Here is a 16,742-nt window from a genome sequence, read left to right on the forward strand (position 1 = left end):
TTCTTTGCTATATTCTTTTAGTTCAGGGAGATTTTATCCAGGTCCGGATATCCTGACCCTTTCAGAAGGTCTTTCCATTCTTTATTTTTGAATACGAAGAGATTACAACGGTATTCGTCCGGTTTATTATCTATTTTGGTTTCGCAATAGTAATAGAGCATATCTCTGTTTCTCCAGATGGCAACTTCCTGTCTGAATTTATTATGAGTCTGAATGACCTCATTGTCTTTAACTTCAGATTCAAAACCTTCGCGGATGGTATCAAAGCTTGGTTTCTGAAGTGTTTTATTCAGATTATCCAGGAGTGCTGTCTTTTCCTGTTCCGTATAGATATCAAGCTGATACATTCCCAATTCATCTTCTTTTTCATTAGCAAGCGGGCCGATTTCCTGGTCTACTTTTCCAAAATGCAGAAGGACTTTATTGATGTTTTTATTATTCTTTCCTTCTAAATCTATCCCGTTGAAATGTAATAATTCTTTTGAAGAAAAAGCCAGCTTTTCATTTCCGATCAGCGTAACGTCAGTGGTACGAACAGCATCTTTGGAGGTTGCTCCGGCAGATTTTAAAATATCGTTGATATTTTGTCCAACAGCAACTTTAGCAAGATTGAAGGGCTCTGTCTGAGTACTTCCCTGGGTTTCAACCAGAGACTCAGTTTCTTTATTTTTCTGATGGCCGCATGAAGCAATTGCCAAACAGACCATTGGTATTATTATATATTTCAATCCTTTCATAATCTTAGTGTTAGTATGCAGCTATCAATAATAGAACAGAAAAAAATGGATTCAAGTATCCGGAGATGCTTTTTTATTTGTTTTGCTCTATTTTAAATGCCTTTATTTAATCATATACTTATTCCTTGGAGAAGCGATATTTCAATCTAAAATTACTGATTTTCTTTTTCTTTAATTATTTTAGACCAATCGGTAAACATTTTAGTAATGGTATTGGCGTTAATCAGGCTGAAAATAAACATTCCTGTAAAAACCGTAAGCCAAGAATAGGCCAGTTTCACTCCATTTTTATCGGTAATAAAGAAAAGGATCAATATGGTGAGTGTTCCTACTATAAATGTAAAAAGCAAAGTATACATCAATACATGAATGATGTACATATTGAATTTCAGCTTTCTAAAGATCCATCCTATCATTGCCATCGGAATAAGCAGCAAAATGGGTACTAACATCGCTCCGAAAATGGTTGCTTCCGGGTAAGCAGCAATTTTGTCTTCTAATCCGAAAAAAGTATTAAAACTGAACTCCATTATATTGTTTTTCAGAGTCTGTTATTTCCAGTAGTGTTTTGTCTTTATATGCCAGCATTTTTGCCAATATCACATTGGGAAATTCATGAATTCCGATATTATAAAGGTTTACACTGTCATTGAAAAATTCTCTTCTGTCTGCTATTTTGTTCTCCAGGTCGGAAATTCTTTTCTGCAGTTCAAGAAAATTATTATTAGATTTCAGTTCAGGATAGTTTTCTGAAACCGCAAAGAATGAAGAAAGCGCTTTTGAGGTTTCATTGGCAATCTCGGTTCTTTTATCGGCATCCGTACTGTTATTGTAAAAAGTTCTGAGCTCTGTAAGGCGGGTAAGCAGCTTTTCTTCGTAGTTCATAAAGTGTTTGGCAACGGTGACCAAATTGGGAATTTCATCTGCACGTTGTTTCAACACCACATCGATATTGCCGTATGCTTTGTCAACGTTAAATTTGAGCATGACCAATTTGTTGTACAAATTGATCAAAAAACTTATAACAACTACCCCAAGCAGGATAAGTAATATGATAGCGACCGTCTGATTCATTATTGTGTAAGTATATAAATAATTATTAAAAGGATGATGGAACAGGTAAACATAAATGACCTCAACAATGGCTGATATTTATTCCAGACTGTGATTCCTGATGATGAAGTAATCCCGAGGATTTTATAATGCTCATCTTTTCTGATGAAAGGGGTTCCGTTTCTGGAATCGGCATAGCCTACCAGCAGCATCTTCTGACCGTCTTTTAAAAGAGTTTCTTTGTACCTTTTACCGCCATGGCTGCTTATATTGGTTTCTTCCAATAAAACCAGCTCTATTCCTTCCGGTTCTACTTCTATGGTTCCTGTGTCATCTTTAACCCTGAAGGTATTGCATTTCGTTTCCCTGTGAATAGTTCTGTAACTTTCTTTGCCGTCTGAATCTCTGTCAATATCTTCAATGGTATAATAATATCCGATGCAGGCCTCATTATTTACTGGTGAAAATAAAGGATTCATCATCATTAATGTTCCTTCAATCTCTGCCAGTCCTTTTGCTACAGAATGGATCTTAGAGGTTGGCAGTGAGGATTGTAGACGTAAAAAACGTTTTGACGCAGTAGGCTTCATTAAAACAATAAAGATGAAAACAAAAAAAAGTAAAGGAAAAAAAACGATCGCTTTCTCTGCGTAACTGTCATAGTTATTGGAAATTTCAGAAGCATACTCATGCAGCGGCATTTTATCTTTGAAAATAATCCACAGAATAAAATAAATAAAGCCTGCAGCTATTATTCCTAAAATACTATAGGCAATGTATGGTTTTCCCTTTTTTACTTCCATCTATTTTGTTGCACAATCTGGTGAAATATCTGAATTTTGCTTCAGTATTTTTCTTGTCAATGATGTCTCATTCTTTTCTCTATGGAAAAGATTTTAGTTCATATACTTATACCATGGAGAAGCAGGAGGTGTAGGATATTTCAATCCAAAAACTGCATTATTACGATAGGCATCTTTCGTCACAGAAATGTATTTATTTCTTATTCTCCCATCATCTTCAATAGAAATACTTAATATGGAATAATTTTTCCCGTCATCCCAGAAGAAAGAAGTTGGATAAGTAAAGGAATTTTTCTCATTTTGATCCCATGACACTTTTTCCGGAGAAAGTTTTTTCAGTTTTTCAAAAATTGGTTTTACTAATTTGGCATCTACGGTTGTTTTGTCTGTAGTAGAAGCAGTAGGATTTCCATGTTTTTTTATTATTTTTTCTACAAATTCCAGAGAGTACTTTTCAGCAGCATTGGTATCAACAGCACCTACTTTTCCTTTGTATACGGTAATTCTTGTACCCATGGTATTATCTAATGGTATATTTCCGTAGGTTATGCCTTTGTTTTCATCAGCATAATATTGAATGATATTGGCTTTTGCGGCATCTTTCAGAAATAAGTCTTTATTTTCAAAATCATACTTCTTGGCATCCTCACCTAAGGAAACGGATGACAGGTCAAATGATTTATTTCCACAACAGATATTGATCAATACTACAAAAATCAATACCAGCACTCTTGCTTTTTTCATACTACTTTATATTTTGATGATTATTATAATTCGTTATCTTTTTGATAAACTCTCTTTTAAAAAAAAATTATGATTTCAAATATATGAATACTATACAGGAAATATTAATGAAAAGCAGTAATAGTGCCAACCGGACAGACCAGTTTATTCTTTTTTTCATAGGATATGATGTGGTGTAGGTAGAAATTAAGGCAGCAAAAAATGCAGCAAACCCTGTAAAAAAACAGCCACCAGCAAACATCACCCAATCCAGCTGAAGAGCATTGGTATTTTCTTTACCTGCTTTATCTGTTATCTTTAGTTTCTGTCCCATAGCGGGTGGGTTATCGCTTGTAATATCCAACGTTTTTATCACTTTTTTCCCATTATTATCTGTATATTCTACTTTTGGAAAAAAAATAGCTTTATCCCTGTAAGTAGAGTTTGAAAAATTTTTAAACTTCGTTATTTCTTTTTTATATCCCACCACGGTTGCTTCATACTGTGCCTCATCAAAGGTTCTGTATGCTTTTTCCCAGAAAAAGGTATACGACAGGACAAACGCCATTGCATTCACAGAAATCATAATGATTGAAATGATTAAAAGAAGGAATCCTTTTTCCAGAAAACCTCCTTTTTTTCCCGCATTATTTCTGTTCGCTGCAAATTTCAAAAAGATTTTATATCCTTTATACAGAGAGAATATGACAATTATTGCCGTAAAATATCCTAAAAAAGTCATCTTTACTGATTAAATAATGCTGAATCCTTTTTCTTTTGTTCTCATATGAAGCTTCACTTCTAATTCTATATTGCTTTGTTTTTCAATATCGGGACTTTTGAATTGTAATGGTTGTGAGCCGTCTTTTCTCATCAGTCTTACTAATTTTCCGTATCCCATTACTTCAAGCTGGAGATCAGCTTCATGAAGTTCTTCCACTTCTAAGTTCTGGGAAAATAATTGTCCGGCACTCTCCAGAAATCTTTTTTTTCTTTCTTCCGTATAGTATAAGGCCTCTTCCTGCAGTTTCATTTTGTCCTGTGACATGTCAACGTATTTTCCGGCATCGTGGCTTTGCAATACAGCTCTGATCTGTTTATAATATTTTAAAACATCACTGAAAAGATCTTCTTTTTTGATGTCTTTCAGGTCTACTGAATTCTGCCATCCATCTAATACAAAAGGAAGTTCAACTTCTATTTCACCTGCAATTTCAAAATGAGGATATTTGATATTGTCACTGAGACCATCCCATGGTGATTCAAGTTTAGGATGAAAAACAGACCTGGAAGCTTTCCAGTTATCAAGCTCGGCACAGAAAAAATCAATAGACATCATATCGTCTTCATCCAATACATTTTTTCCTAAACGAGGATACATTTTCCCGGTTACTTTATATTTCCCGCTCTGAAGCAACGCCTGATTAATCATGGTGTCGCCTCCGAATCCTCCTTCTTTTGTCTCATCTCCGTACCAGTCTATCACAGGAACATCATTCACATAGATGGTTCCTGAACAGTACATTCTTGGATATACAGAATATAAGGGCTTTTTTAAATTATGCATAGGTCAATTTAAGTTAAATATTTTTTTTCCAAATAGAAGGTTTCTTCTTTTATTGCTTTTTCTTCTACTTTAAAATTGCTTTTCCACCAGCCTACTTCTCCTTCTATTTCTACTGAAAGTACTACTCCTGAGAATTTCAGGATAGGCTGTATGAATAGTCCTTTAGTATCAGAATCCAGTACAATATCTCCTCCAAAGTAAGAATCTGCTTTTGCAGCAGCTTTAAATGTCATAATAGGTTTTGATTTGGTCCCTTTTACTCTTCCAATCTCAACGCTGACACTAAGTTCAATGGTAGCCCCCATTTTTCCTCCAATGGTGGTTTTCCCCTGCATATTGATCCCGTTGATACTGTCAATTTTCAGAGCATCTACCATAATTTCCAGTTCGCCATAAAATGTTGCCGTAAAGGTTACCGAAGCACCTAATTTTTCTAATCCTCCACGGAATTTGTTAATAATTCTTGCTGCAGCCGGGTTTCCTGTAGCACCATAAGAGGCTGCAGCAATAGCAGCTCCCAGGATATCTATAACTACTTCAGCTCCGATCAGGGGTTTAAAACCAAAGCCCACTTCCCCAATTACGCTGAGTGTATTTCTTTCGTTTACCCTTTCCAGATACCATTTTCCTACAACGGTAAATTTTGGATACCTGACATTGAAACCCACTGGTATTGCTGTTTCTTTTGCTGCACTTTGCGCATAGTTGATGGCATTCTGTACAATATTTACAGCGGTGGCAATCATCCTGGCTACCAGTTTAATTTTATCCGCAAATTCATTGGTAAAGCTTCTCTTTTCTCTACCGGCATCCCATTCCGCAGATAAGCCAACTCCTATTGAAATCGGAACTTTTCCGGTTTCATTCATTCTCATTCTGTTGTATCCTGCCTGTCTGGATTTTTCCTGATGTTTTGCATAAACAGATCCTGGCGGCATATTGGCTGCTTTATAATTGGAAACATTCACCAAAAACTCAAGAGCAAGTTCCCATTTAATATCCGGATAAGCTTTAATCAGTACCGTAGTTCTTTTTTCATTACTAAAGTATCTGCAGCTATGAACATGCAAATGGAACTGATTCGGATTGGTTGCTGAAGGCCAGATGTATTCTATTGGAAATGCATGAACTCTGGAAAGGTTTGAGTATACTCCATAAGTAAATGAAGGAGTGGTAAATGTCTTTACGGTATCTCCTTTATCTATCGCCTGCCCTACATCTACAAGCAGGGTTTGTTTTTTATGTTTTCCTTTGCTGTCTCTGAAACATTCATTGGTTTGAAAACCTGTAATATCAATTACTAAATTTTTCTTTGTAGATACACTCGGTGCTGTTACTTCATAGTTTACAGTCTGAGCATCATGGGCATTAAAAACAAATGAGATGTCTACTCTACGGTTATTTTCGTAGTCTTTCTCATTTTTGTATTTGATATTGTCTCTTCCCATTTTATCATCGGTAGGATCTACTTCTCCTTTTCCTACGGAGATTATTCTTCTGGGATCTAATCCACCATCGGCAAAGAATTTTTTGACAACGTCTGCTCTTCTTTGGGAAAGTCCTTTATTATAATTTTCTTTTCCTATCACGCAGGCATAACCACTCAGATTCATGGTTGCATCTTTATGTTCCAGAAGAAATTTAAGTACATTATTAAGAACGGCAACTCCGTCTTTATCAATGACTGTGGAATCAAATTTATAATAGATTGTTCTCTGAATATGTTCCTGCAGAGCAGCAGACTTTAGCAATTTGACACCGTTTCCATTGTCAAACACTTTAACGGTTGTATTGCTGGCTTGTCCGTCCTTGGTTTCATTTTCAGTGATTTTGATCACTTCAAACTTACAGGGCTCGAGTCTGACAGAGTTTACATCCGGCTTATAAACTTTGGTGGGCGTCTGGTTCTGCGCGCCGTTGGTATTGGTAGTGGCTACTTTATTTTTAACATTCAGATAGATGGCATGAAGATCATCACCCAATTTATCTTTGATATATTGTTTGGAAGCAACATCTTTCACTTTAATATAGAATTCTTCTACATTCTGGATATTATCTACAAAGGCCATCCAAGCGAAGGTATTTTCTATTTTCAGATTGACTTCACCATCGATTACCTGTACATTATTGTAGGTATGGACCAGTTTATCTGCTTTTGCGGTCTGCTGATTCCAAAGTTCGATACTCACTGTATTTCCATTCAGCCCTTCTGTCATCAGATTCAGATGAACAATGTGTCCGTAGGAAATGTATTCGGACTTTTTATTGTTTTTGATGCTTTTGCTGTTTTTCTGCGTAGACCATTTGCTGCTTACAATTTTAGGTTCACACCAGCCTTTTACATATATTCCTGTATCATTTTTGGGATCTCTTACTCCTGAAAGACTGGCTTCAATATAAAACTGATAGCTTCCACAGAACTGTTTGCCGATTAAAAATTTATATCCGGTAGCAGAAGTGATCTGATTGATAATAATTTTTTTACTGCTGTTCTGCCTCATCCAGGTGAGAGGCTTCTTTTTGTCTGCATCTGTAGTGTCCGGAAGCCATTCACCCACGCCGAACTGTACCCACTGATCCGGCTTTATGGTAATCCTTTGCCCTAATACAGACATTTTGGGATAATACAATCCGCTTACAACCTTTATTTTTTTTACGCCTTTTGCCATTTTCTTATCATTTAGATTGCACCATCCTGCCCTCCTCCTGAAGGCTGTTCGTTATACATTTCTTCGGAATCTACCAACGGATTGATCTGCTGCTGGATGTCTTTATCTGCATTTTTAAAGTTCTGCTGGCTGGCTTCTGCTCTCTGCCCGTGGTCTATAATCTCAATGCATGGTGTTCCTGCAACAGCACAAACGGCCTTGCTGTCCTCTACAATGATGTATCCGCCGTTGCTGAGCTGTACTTTATCATAGAACTTCTGCCATTCTGTAACCATAATTTTGCATGGAGGCGGTGGTCCTCCCATTTTGGTACAGTTTCCGAATGTATTTTTTTCAAATGTGGTGGCTCCTATTTCTTTCGTGGTAACGATCAGTTTTTTGGAAGCGCTTTTATCATTGGCATATTCTTTTTGATGTGTAAGTACTTTCAGCTTGTCCGGAACCTGTCCGAACTGGCATTTGCATAGGGCGCCCTGTACTACAATATGTTTTTCTGCCATATTAATTTTATCTTTAGTGAAATGGTATTTTAGTTTTCATCAATTCCTGAAACTGATACTGAAATCTTTTTTTCTTCCTGCAGCATGATACTGCATTCGAGGTAAAGAGATTCCGGAAGTGAAGTTTCTCCTTTCAGATAGCTTACAAATCTGAAAGTTCCTTCTTCATTCATCACAGGGTTTTCTTCTATAATCAATGAAAAAGGTGATTTTCTTATAAAATCATCAATATCTCTTTCTTCATATAATTTCCCTGATCCTTCTATGGTGATCAGGCCTGTTTCTCCTTTTAACGGATCTATTTCCAGTGTCAATTTATATCTGGGTTCGATCGCATTGTCCACTACAGGAAAAGTTGTTGTCATCTCTGTTTTAAATTCCTTTCCGAAGCTTTGGTAGATTCCAAAGAATAAAGCACGGATGAAGTAGTCATTTTTAAGGTAAAGACTGATCGCTTCAGGCTGGCTGATTACTTTTTCAATCTTTCCGCAGTATTCATCTACGGTTTCGCCTTCAAATTCTTTATATAATTCTTCTTTTACAGCCGTCCATCTTTTTGAAAAAACCTCAGCATTTTTTACTTCTTCAAATTGCCCATGTTCATCTGTACTGATGTGTAAAGGGTATAAAACTTTAGAAGTTCTGTACGCCAGAAGATCTGCAATTTCATTCACTTCTTCTTCATTAAGATAAAGATTTGAAGTTCTGTCTATCTCAAAAAAATGATGTCCTTTTTCTGTTTTCAGCCAGCGAACGGATGTTTCATATTTTAGTTCGCTTGTATGTTCTCCTTTTTCAATGGTAATGACTACGCTGTATCTTCGCACTGAAGTTTCCGGCTGAAGAGTAATACTGTTGGCTCTTCCGAATTTTACTAAAATATTTTTATCTGCAACCGCTGTTCTCGGAACAAAAAGTTCTTTCTGCCCGTTAAGGTTAATCAGGATCATATCCTTCACAGCACAGTGGTTATTATGGAAGTGTTTTAATGCATCTTTATCTATCCCGTACAGCGAGGCTATACTTTTTAAGGTTTCATCTTTCTGAACGGTATGTATGTTATATTTCTGCATAAAAATGTTCCTGCTTCAAATTCTTTCTTGGTATAATACTCTTATTTAAATTTTTAATGGATAACCCTTGTTCTGTTGGGTCTCGGATCCATTCCTATTTTTTCTCTTCTTGCTGACCAGTGAAGGTACTCATGACGAAGCTTTCTTAAATCATCCTGTTCCTTTACTTCTTTCTGATACGCTGCCTGACGGTGTTCCGGGATTTCATTTCCTCCATAGGCATCCCTAAGCTCTTTGTAATGTCTGAAAGAATAAGGTTTACCGTCTCCCATCACGTAAGTTCTGAGACGGTCTTTTATTCCTATTAAAAACTGATCATTCAAAATGGAATATTTATCATCCGTCATCTTTTTTAAGGTGATAGGAAGATTTTTATCAATGCCGTATTCTGCCATAAAATGCAAAGGGATATAACTAAAAGTCTTCACAAGATCACGTGAACCTCTTAATGACAAATAGAATCCGGGGGTAATGGTGAGCTCACCTTTATGATACCATCCTTCATTTTCAAGCTCTGTCTTTAGTGCTTCTAATTTGCTGCTGGTAGTCCATGATGTTTCAACTTCTTCCCATGTTTCATTTCCGTTTTCATAAGCTCCACCTACGTCACAGTGTACACCAGGGAATGTTTTTTCAGTTCCGATATGTACTCTTGTCAGGTCAAAGTTTTCTCTGTGTTCATCAGCGGCTATAAAGTGAACTACAGTCTGGGCTTTTCCAATTTCATTCAGGCTTAATTCTTCTACGTCATTGCTGAAATTGGGTACTGGTGACAGGTATTTTGAATAGGAAGAAACGGTATCGTAAATTCCCAGAAATCTTACTTTCAACACATCTACTTTGAGTCCGGCTTCTTCGAGTTTAAGACCAAGGTGTCCCCATTTTGGAAGTTCTTCTGCCTCCACACTTTTCCCGTCACCATCTGAATAGGTGGTCACCGAAACAGCTTCGTTGGCAACGGTACGTGAAGTGGCTTTATATTTTGCTTTCCCGATTTCGTATACAAAGTTACGGGCAGCAGCGGCTCCACGGCTGAAACCGAATACATCAAAAGTAAGAACCGCAATTTTATCAGCTTTTTTTTCTGCTTTAATGGTTTTCACCTTTTTTACGATTTCTTCGCAGCCTTTTCTCACTTTTGATCTGATCCCGGTTTCTCCGGTTCCGAAAGCATATCCCAGGGTAGCATCTCCTTCTTTATCCTGTGTACCGATTCCTTCTATATAAATCCCGAAGTTTTTATCATAGTTATCCCACATGCGGGCTACATTACTCCAATCATTGTTATAACTGGTGTTATCTTCAGCTTTTCCGCCGTGTTTTTTATGGGCATCTGTTCCCTTTTTTCTTTCGTCTGTATTGGTTTTATTATTCAGGGTTCCGTCAAAAAAAATCCCAATGGTAATATCCAGTACTTCCTCTTTGGATACAGATGGTGTATAACTTCCAAATTGATTGTTGTGCATCGTTCTTGTTTTTAAATTGACTGATTGAATCCTATTATTCTATCTTTCGGGATACCCTGATTTTTGCTTTGGTAACGGCCATTTTTTCTTTGTCAGATTCTAAAGACACTACAACTTTGGTATTGTCTTCATTGACTTTAATGGTCAGATCAATATTTTTGTCTTTTCCTGATTTCTGAAACAGATCAAATATTTCTTTATCATCAAAAGCGTCTATCCATACGGCATATCTGTTGTTGTTTTTATCTTTCCAGTAAAAACCACAGAATCTTGGTACGGCTCTGCTTTTGTAGGTATTCTCTTTTAAACTTTGGTCAAAAAGATTTTCCTGCTCCCCGTTATAATTGGTGAAACCGAAATCGATCCATGTGGCACCTTCAGGAAGAACCACAACGGGTTTCCAGTTGTATTTCTCTCTGTATACGTTATAAATATCTGCTGCAGGATAGCCTTCTTTTTCAATTTTCTCACGAACTTCCGGCTTGAATGTCTTGTAAGAAGGATCTTTAAGCATTCTTTCTGCAAAGCCTTCCTTCAGCATATACTGAGCGTTATCGTATGCTTTTTCTTTGGTAATAATGGTATCATGAGCCTGAAAAGCACCTATTTCTTTCTGGTTTCCGGGACCTTTCATCCAAAGCACTACTCTTCCCTGTGGAGCTAGACCTACCACAAAGGAGTTGTAAGTAGCTTTCTTTTTCGTATCCTGATCTACAAATCCTTCATTAAAAAGGCTTTTAATCTTTTCTTTGTCCAGATTCCATTTTCCGGTGTAGAATTTATTTTCTACCAGAGAATACCATGTGAATTCCAGTTCATGAGGTGCATCCATTCTTTCGGTATTGACGTTCATGGTGCCTCCTTCTTTTCCCCAACCTGTATTCTGTGTTCCCCAGATGGCATCAAAGCCGTAAGTAAAATCATCGGCAACAATAGCTCCTTCATACACTTCCATCGGGTATTCCTGCGGGGCAGAAACGGTTCCCAGCCAACTGTATTTTTCTTCCATTTTTTTATTCTGACAATTCGTTAATGAAAAACATCCTATTAAAAGAATCAGCAGGTTATATTTACTTATGACCATGGGACATAATCTTCTTGTTACTTGCTAAAACCAGGTTATCTCTGTGTGCTTCCACATTAATTTTTTTTGCTATTTTTTCAACCTTTTTTCCTACGCTCAGATGGTAAGAATCTTTCACTGTGATGCGCAGATTGGTTGCTGTTTTGATGATCGCCATATCAGAAAAGTTTTGATTTTTCAGCACTGTTGAATTCTACAATCTTTCCGCTCTGCATGGTCATATTTTCCAGTTCGCTGAACATGGAAATTTCCCCTGCTATCTCGTTCGATGTTTCAGACTGTCTCTTAAATTCTTTTTCAATCATTTCCGTTCTGGTGTCGGAAGCCTCCGTGATGTCTCCTGAAGCGGTAAGTTTCATATCTTTTCCTGCAATGGAAACAATATTATCATTTGCGGTACTGGTAATACTTGCTCCTGCTCCTATTGAAATTTCTTTTCCTGCAGTGATGTTGATATTGTCGCCTGCATTTAACGTAAAGTTTTTAGGAGCTTTCATGGTGATATTTCCCTGTCCATCCATGTAATAGGTATTTCCGCTTGGATCAAGAATCGTTACACTTCCTTCTTCATCATTCATTAGAATCCTGATTCCGCTTCTGGTCTGGATAGATTTCAGGTGATTGTTGACGCCACCTCCTAAAGCAATGCCTCCGTGGAACATTCCTCCCATTACGAAAGGTCTGTCGGGATGGCTGTGTACAAAATTGACCATCACCTGATCTCCCACTTCCGGAATGGCTACGTAACCACGGTTTTGGGTAATCTGATCTGTTCCTCCTGCATCAGGGCTCATCATACGGATAAAGTGAGTGGTATCATTGGTCTGCCAGTCGAATCTTACCTGTATTCTTCCCTGTCCTTCAGGATCTGTATTGGAAATTACAGTGGCAGTCTGCGGCTCCGCCTTCGGAATGGTATATTCCGGTTTTGGAAGAAATCCTGTATCTGCTGCTATTCCTACGAAGCTTCCTTTGTAATGACCGATGGTGTCAATTTCATGTTCTGCTTCCGTAATCATGATTCTGGTAAAATACGAGGTTTCATTGGAATCCTGTTTACGCATCTGGACATCTGCTACGCAGCCTGGATGCAGGAAAGGAACCGTTGTATTTCCTGAAACAGAAAAAACATTGACTGCTTCACTTCCAGCTGCACTTTTCTGAGAGTACTCCACATCTAAATGGGTAGTAGCTTTGATAGGAGCCATCTGTAAAGCCGGAGTTTTATAGATCGTTTCGTTATGACTGTATGCTGTTTTTGCAAGATCACTTACGTGCTTGATGGGAGTAGAACCGGAAGTCAGCCTTTCATTTTTATTACTGTTGTATCCGTAAAATTGAGGTTTTGTATGTACTGCTTTCAGCTCAACTTTTATTTCATTGGCGCTGCTTCCATAGGTAAGGATAATAGGTTTATTCTGAGCAGGAAGCTTTCCGAAATGTAAAACTTCACCGTCATAGTAAAATTGTTCCCCATAGGCTTCAGCCATTCTTGCCAGATAGTTATAATGCGTTTCATCATACTGGCTGCTATAGATAATCTGAGAAAAGTTATTGGCATCTACTCTGACATCAAATCTGCTTTTGTCAATTCCCTGTTTGATTACTTCTTCAGCAATAATTCCTACATTAACCGATTGACTTCCGCCAAAACTCTGAATATGCGGTGCTCCGTCAAGAAGGATGGTAGGACTGTAACCTGTAAGCACAATATTTCCTAAACTCATATGTTCCTGACTGAATCCCACGCCGGTAATTACTCCTACAAAAGTTCTCTCCGGGCTGTTGTCAATATCTTTATAGGAAATAACGGCTGTAAGTCTTTTTCCAAGAAATTTGTTGGCTTCTTCCAATGAATGGGTCTGTCTGTCTCCCAGAGTATCGTGTGCCAGTGTCAGCGTAAATTCGTGATGTCGTCTGGTACTTTGCTTAAGCTTGAAATGCTTATAGTACTTGATAATCTTCCCTTCTATGACGAGAGAAAGTTTTACCAGACGGTTGATACCTGTGTGATGGTTTTCGGAAATACCATCTGCATTCTGCGTCGGACGAAAAGACGCCGCTTGTGAGTTTCCAGGTGTATTTGACATATTTTTAGTGATTTGATTAGTTTTCTAAACGATTATTCAACAGAAAGAGAGTTTAAAAATAAAAACAAAAGATCCTGCAGAATATAGTCTTAGGTAAAAAAAGACCGTCTTATAAGGACAGTCTTTTATTTCTTACTCATGAAAGACTTAGCTCATTGGCCAAAGTCCGTCATAAGATGAATTTCCATACGTAATGCTTTCAGCACTGATTACAAAGCTGATCAGCATATTATTGCTATCAATGGCATCGAAGTCTACTTCATGCTGGATTACATATCCGTTTTCCCACTTCAAAGAGATCAATGTTCCTTCTTCGTGAGATTTATTAAAGTTGATTTCTCCGCTTGTTGGTTTATATTTACTGTTTAATAAACTTTCTAAAACATCAGATTTCTCTGTTGCTTCAATTGTTACTTTGATCAATGCGTTTGACGGGTCAGATGCTACACGTCCTGAAACATCTGTAGATCTTGACACGCTATAGTTAAGCTTTAACAACTTCTGACCTTCACCTCCATTGAATTTTAAGATTCCTCTTGAATTTCCTGCCATATTCTTAAATTTTAATCATTAACGACTCTTCCCTGATATAGGATTTATGTAACAAAGATAGAGTTCATGTTCTAATTTAAAAAGTTTTTACGGCACTGTTTCAGAAATTGTAGTAATTCTACGACATTTTAAAATTCTACACAACAAAACAATACAGGAATTTTAATCTAATAAATTGTATTTTTTATTAAAATTTTCCTACATACACGAAATAAAAGACCAAAGCACCCAAACAACTTACAATCAAATACTTAATGTCGGTTTTTATAATTACAAGTGTTTATACAGATACCCAATTACCATAATGATCAGGTTAACAACCACCATAATCATTAAAATATGACTGTATTTTCTTTTTTTATCGATAAAGCTTACCCCAAGGGTCAAAAAGAATAACAATAAGGTGTATACAGCCGGATACATTTGAAAAGCTTCTGAAAACTTCCCTTCAAATACCAATACAATTGCTCTCTGCGCACCACAGCCCAGACATTCTATCCCAAGGAATTTTTTACTGGGGCAGGTAAGCATAAAATCATTGATATCCATTTCTGTTGTTTTTACAGATTATTTTCTGGTCATTAAGTAGAGATTTTGGCTCTGGTATACTGGTGTGGGAAAAAACAGTCTTCTTTCATTTCGAAAGATCCCTGAACAGCAATATAAGGATTTCTCAGAATCTCTCTTGCTACAAAGATAAGATCAGCATCCTCTTTCTGAAGGATTTCTTCGGCTTGTTGTACGCTGGTAATCAAACCTACTGCTCCTGTCTTCACTTCAGCTTCATTTCTCACCTGTGAAGAAAAAGGAACCTGATACCCATCGAAAACTGAGATTTTCGCCCCATGAATATTTCCACCACTGGATACATCTATAAGGTCTACGGAATGTTCTTTTAAAATTTTTGCCAGTTCTACGCTGCTATGAATATCCCAGCCATTTTCAGCATATTCCGTTCCTGAAATTCTCACAAAAAGGGCTGTATTTTCATCCAGTTCTTCGTTAACAGCATCCACAATTTCGATCAGAAATCTGATTCTGTTTTCAAAACTTCCTCCATATTCATCTGTTCTGATATTGGAAAGCGGTGACAAAAACTGATGGATCAGATATCCGTGAGCGCCGTGAATTTCGATGACATCAAAACCTGCTTTTACGGCTCTTCGAGTTGCTTTTTTAAAATTCTGAATGATGTCCTTTACCTCATCTGTACTCAATACATGCGGAATTCTTTCTGTAGGGTGATAAGGAATAGGGCTTGGTGCAACTGTTTCCCAACCTTCTTCCACAGGAATCTGTATATTATTCCAGCTTGACCCTTTTCTTCCGGCATGAGCCAGTTGAATTCCTATTTTACTTTCTGAATTTTTATGTACAAATTCTACAATTCTTTGCAGTTTCGCTGCCTGTTCATCATTCCAGATTCCCATACAGTGATTGGTAATTCTTCCTTTGGGTTCTACTCCTGTAGCTTCTACCATCAAAAGACCGGTACCGCCCTGCGATCTGCTTCCGTAGTGTACAAAATGGAAGTCGTTAGCCTCTCCGTTTTCACACGAATACATACACATGGGAGACATTACCCATCTGTTTTTTAACTCTATATTCCTGAATTTTATTGGTGTATATAACATTGTATTATTTTAAAAAATTGAACTTTTCACCGGAAGAATAAAATATTGCCCACTTCATTAAAAAGAACTAATTTTACCCCCCTTTTTTAGTTGACAATATATGAAAAAAGACATACAGATCGGTTACGAATATTTTAAAAATAGCAGTGAACTGAGCGATATAGAAAAACAATTGTTTGAAAGAGCCAAAGAGGCTCGTGAGAATGCTTATGCGCCTTATTCTCAATTTTTGGTAGGATGTTCCGTATTATTGGAAAACGGAGAAATCTATTCCGGGAACAACCAGGAAAATGCAGCCTATCCATCCGGTCTCTGTGCAGAAAGAACGACTGTTTTTTGGGTTGCCGCCAATTTCCCGGATGTGAAAATAAAAAAGATTTTCGTTGTGGGCGGACCTAAAGAATTTCATGAGAAAAACCCACCAATTCCCCCTTGTGGAGCATGCCGTCAGAGTCTGATCGAGTACGAGACCAAACAGAATGAAAATATAGACCTTTATTTTTCAAGTATGAATGAGGAGGTTGTAAAAGTACATGCGGTGAAAGATCTGCTTCCTTTTTATTTTGATTCTACGTTTTTGTAACTAAAGCGAGATAGTAAATTGACCAAAAGATGAGATTTTTCACCCTTTTCAAGGTTTTAAACCTTGACAAGGGTGAAAAAAGTAAACTTGATATTTTAAACCCTGTCCAAGTTTGAAGCCTTTACAGGTTTGGAAGCAAAAACTTCAAATTGATTAGTCCTAAATAAACGCTACAGTTAAATAAGATAAGAAACCTAACAGGTTTTGG

The 16,742-nt window shown here is 37.2% G+C and carries 18 protein-coding genes; 1 reads left to right on the forward strand and 17 read right to left on the reverse strand.

The features are described 5' to 3' along the window. Window positions 1–17: 17 nt before the first annotated feature. The 17 genes from RAH34_RS01265 to namA all read right to left on the reverse strand — a co-directional run bounded on the left by RAH34_RS01265 (window position 18) and on the right by namA (window position 15,951). A complete protein-coding gene (locus RAH34_RS01265; RefSeq protein WP_114819013.1) occupies window positions 18–707 on the reverse strand; it encodes a hypothetical protein in 690 nt (229 codons plus the stop codon). Between the two features lie 182 nt (window positions 708–889). Beyond that, a complete protein-coding gene (locus tag RAH34_RS01270) occupies window positions 890–1,267 on the reverse strand; it encodes a hypothetical protein (RefSeq protein WP_306594893.1) in 378 nt (125 codons plus the stop codon). Beyond that, window positions 1,251–1,724, reverse strand: a complete 474-nt coding sequence (locus RAH34_RS01275; RefSeq protein WP_228411891.1) for a LemA family protein — start codon at window positions 1,722–1,724, stop codon at window positions 1,251–1,253. Before RAH34_RS01275 ends, RAH34_RS01270 begins: the two co-directional genes overlap by 17 nt. A gap of 86 nt (window positions 1,725–1,810) precedes the next feature. Beyond that, window positions 1,811–2,593, reverse strand: coding sequence for a hypothetical protein (locus RAH34_RS01280; protein ID WP_114819010.1), 783 nt, complete (start codon window positions 2,591–2,593; stop codon window positions 1,811–1,813). Between the two features lie 93 nt (window positions 2,594–2,686). After that, window positions 2,687–3,337 (reverse strand): hypothetical protein, encoded by a 651-nt coding sequence (locus RAH34_RS01285; protein ID WP_306594894.1) that lies wholly within the window; start codon window positions 3,335–3,337, stop codon window positions 2,687–2,689. Window positions 3,338–3,404: 67 nt separating this feature from the next. Next, the gene (locus RAH34_RS01290) at window positions 3,405–4,058 is read right to left on the reverse strand and encodes a hypothetical protein (RefSeq protein ID WP_306594895.1); all 654 of its coding nucleotides are present in this window, start codon (window positions 4,056–4,058) and stop codon (window positions 3,405–3,407) included. Between the two features lie 9 nt (window positions 4,059–4,067). Then, a complete protein-coding gene (locus RAH34_RS01295) occupies window positions 4,068–4,883 on the reverse strand; it encodes a hypothetical protein (protein ID WP_306594896.1) in 816 nt (271 codons plus the stop codon). Window positions 4,884–4,891: 8 nt separating this feature from the next. Then, window positions 4,892–7,552: an OmpA family protein gene (locus RAH34_RS01300; protein WP_306594897.1), complete on the reverse strand. Its 2,661-nt coding sequence runs from the start codon at window positions 7,550–7,552 to the stop codon at window positions 4,892–4,894. A gap of 11 nt (window positions 7,553–7,563) precedes the next feature. Further along, on the reverse strand, window positions 7,564–8,052 hold the full coding sequence (locus RAH34_RS01305; protein ID WP_306594898.1) for a DUF4280 domain-containing protein: 489 nt from the start codon (window positions 8,050–8,052) through the stop codon (window positions 7,564–7,566). A 29-nt stretch (window positions 8,053–8,081) separates the two neighbouring features. Further along, a complete protein-coding gene (locus tag RAH34_RS01310; RefSeq protein ID WP_306594899.1) occupies window positions 8,082–9,125 on the reverse strand; it encodes a LysM peptidoglycan-binding domain-containing protein in 1,044 nt (347 codons plus the stop codon). A 53-nt stretch (window positions 9,126–9,178) separates the two neighbouring features. After that, window positions 9,179–10,591 (reverse strand): DUF2235 domain-containing protein, encoded by a 1,413-nt coding sequence (locus tag RAH34_RS01315; RefSeq protein WP_306594900.1) that lies wholly within the window; start codon window positions 10,589–10,591, stop codon window positions 9,179–9,181. 34 nt (window positions 10,592–10,625) lie between these two features. Continuing rightward, entirely contained in the window at window positions 10,626–11,600 is a 975-nt protein-coding gene (locus tag RAH34_RS01320) for a DUF2931 family protein (RefSeq protein ID WP_306594901.1), read from the reverse strand. A gap of 61 nt (window positions 11,601–11,661) precedes the next feature. Then, window positions 11,662–11,832, reverse strand: coding sequence for a hypothetical protein (locus tag RAH34_RS01325; protein ID WP_156106421.1), 171 nt, complete (start codon window positions 11,830–11,832; stop codon window positions 11,662–11,664). A gap of 1 nt (window position 11,833) precedes the next feature. Next, window positions 11,834–13,765, reverse strand: a complete 1,932-nt coding sequence (locus RAH34_RS01330) for a type VI secretion system Vgr family protein (protein ID WP_306594902.1) — start codon at window positions 13,763–13,765, stop codon at window positions 11,834–11,836. A gap of 147 nt (window positions 13,766–13,912) precedes the next feature. After that, on the reverse strand, window positions 13,913–14,317 hold the full coding sequence (gene tssD, locus RAH34_RS01335; RefSeq protein ID WP_034695070.1) for a type VI secretion system tube protein TssD: 405 nt from the start codon (window positions 14,315–14,317) through the stop codon (window positions 13,913–13,915). Between the two features lie 270 nt (window positions 14,318–14,587). Beyond that, a complete protein-coding gene (locus RAH34_RS01340) occupies window positions 14,588–14,866 on the reverse strand; it encodes a DUF2752 domain-containing protein (protein WP_306594903.1) in 279 nt (92 codons plus the stop codon). Between the two features lie 32 nt (window positions 14,867–14,898). Then, window positions 14,899–15,951 (reverse strand): NADPH dehydrogenase NamA, encoded by a 1,053-nt coding sequence (namA, locus tag RAH34_RS01345; RefSeq protein WP_306594904.1) that lies wholly within the window; start codon window positions 15,949–15,951, stop codon window positions 14,899–14,901. Window positions 15,952–16,051: 100 nt separating this feature from the next. Between namA and RAH34_RS01350 the strand changes: the two genes are divergently transcribed. Then, window positions 16,052–16,534 (forward strand): cytidine deaminase, encoded by a 483-nt coding sequence (locus tag RAH34_RS01350; protein WP_110011371.1) that lies wholly within the window; start codon window positions 16,052–16,054, stop codon window positions 16,532–16,534. Window positions 16,535–16,742 lie beyond the last annotated feature (208 nt).

The organism is Chryseobacterium sp. WLY505 (assembly GCF_030846215.1).
GTDB lineage: Bacteria > Bacteroidota > Bacteroidia > Flavobacteriales > Weeksellaceae > Chryseobacterium.

Bases quoted from the DNA above. Each gene is read 5' to 3' on its own strand.
- RAH34_RS01265 (WP_114819013.1), bottom strand. From the start codon at position 707: ATGGTCTGTTTGGCAATTGCTTCATGCGGCCATCAGAAAAATAAAGAA.
- RAH34_RS01270 (WP_306594893.1), bottom strand. From the start codon at position 1,267: ATGGAGTTCAGTTTTAATACTTTTTTCGGATTAGAAGACAAAATTGCT.
- RAH34_RS01275 (WP_228411891.1), bottom strand. From the start codon at position 1,724: ATGCTCAAATTTAACGTTGACAAAGCATACGGCAATATCGATGTGGTG.
- RAH34_RS01280 (WP_114819010.1), bottom strand. From the start codon at position 2,593: ATGGAAGTAAAAAAGGGAAAACCATACATTGCCTATAGTATTTTAGGA.
- RAH34_RS01285 (WP_306594894.1), bottom strand. From the start codon at position 3,337: ATGAAAAAAGCAAGAGTGCTGGTATTGATTTTTGTAGTATTGATCAAT.
- RAH34_RS01290 (WP_306594895.1), bottom strand. From the start codon at position 4,058: ATGACTTTTTTAGGATATTTTACGGCAATAATTGTCATATTCTCTCTG.
- RAH34_RS01295 (WP_306594896.1), bottom strand. From the start codon at position 4,883: ATGCATAATTTAAAAAAGCCCTTATATTCTGTATATCCAAGAATGTAC.
- RAH34_RS01300 (WP_306594897.1), bottom strand. From the start codon at position 7,552: ATGGCAAAAGGCGTAAAAAAAATAAAGGTTGTAAGCGGATTGTATTAT.
- RAH34_RS01305 (WP_306594898.1), bottom strand. From the start codon at position 8,052: ATGGCAGAAAAACATATTGTAGTACAGGGCGCCCTATGCAAATGCCAG.
- RAH34_RS01310 (WP_306594899.1), bottom strand. From the start codon at position 9,125: ATGCAGAAATATAACATACATACCGTTCAGAAAGATGAAACCTTAAAA.
- RAH34_RS01315 (WP_306594900.1), bottom strand. From the start codon at position 10,591: ATGCACAACAATCAATTTGGAAGTTATACACCATCTGTATCCAAAGAG.
- RAH34_RS01320 (WP_306594901.1), bottom strand. From the start codon at position 11,600: ATGGAAGAAAAATACAGTTGGCTGGGAACCGTTTCTGCCCCGCAGGAA.
- RAH34_RS01325 (WP_156106421.1), bottom strand. From the start codon at position 11,832: ATGGCGATCATCAAAACAGCAACCAATCTGCGCATCACAGTGAAAGAT.
- RAH34_RS01330 (WP_306594902.1), bottom strand. From the start codon at position 13,765: ATGTCAAATACACCTGGAAACTCACAAGCGGCGTCTTTTCGTCCGACG.
- tssD (WP_034695070.1), bottom strand. From the start codon at position 14,317: ATGGCAGGAAATTCAAGAGGAATCTTAAAATTCAATGGAGGTGAAGGT.
- RAH34_RS01340 (WP_306594903.1), bottom strand. From the start codon at position 14,866: ATGGATATCAATGATTTTATGCTTACCTGCCCCAGTAAAAAATTCCTT.
- namA (WP_306594904.1), bottom strand. From the start codon at position 15,951: ATGTTATATACACCAATAAAATTCAGGAATATAGAGTTAAAAAACAGA.
- RAH34_RS01350 (WP_110011371.1), top strand. From the start codon at position 16,052: ATGAAAAAAGACATACAGATCGGTTACGAATATTTTAAAAATAGCAGT.